Source organism: Burkholderia sp. SIMBA_051 (genome assembly GCF_046534915.1).
Classification (GTDB): domain Bacteria; phylum Pseudomonadota; class Gammaproteobacteria; order Burkholderiales; family Burkholderiaceae; genus Burkholderia; species Burkholderia ambifaria.
Map to the genome: position 1 here is coordinate 1 of NZ_JAWRXS010000736.1, position 244 is coordinate 244.

The following is a 244-nucleotide window of genomic DNA, read 5'->3' on the forward strand; positions in this document are numbered from 1 at the left end:
GTATTGCGCATGGACGGCCAGCAGCGTGCCGTCGCCGCCGGTCGCGCGCGCGCCGTTGCGCAGCGCGATGCTGCCGCCGGCCGCGTCGAGCGCGCCGTATCGGTCGCTGACGAGCGAGCCGCCATCGACGTTCAGCGCGCCGCCGTAGACGCTGGCCGCATAAGCGCCGTCGCCGCGCGTGCGTGCGTCGCTGCGCAACAGGTCGATTCGGCCGCCGGTGCTGGCGTGGAGCGCGACGGCGCCG

General features: G+C 75.8%; 1 protein-coding gene. It reads right to left on the reverse strand.

Annotation, left to right across the window (positions count from 1 at the left end; genetic code table 11):
• Positions 1–244 (reverse strand): hypothetical protein (locus SB771_RS36410; RefSeq protein WP_410722212.1); only part of this gene is annotated, 244 nt, incomplete at both ends.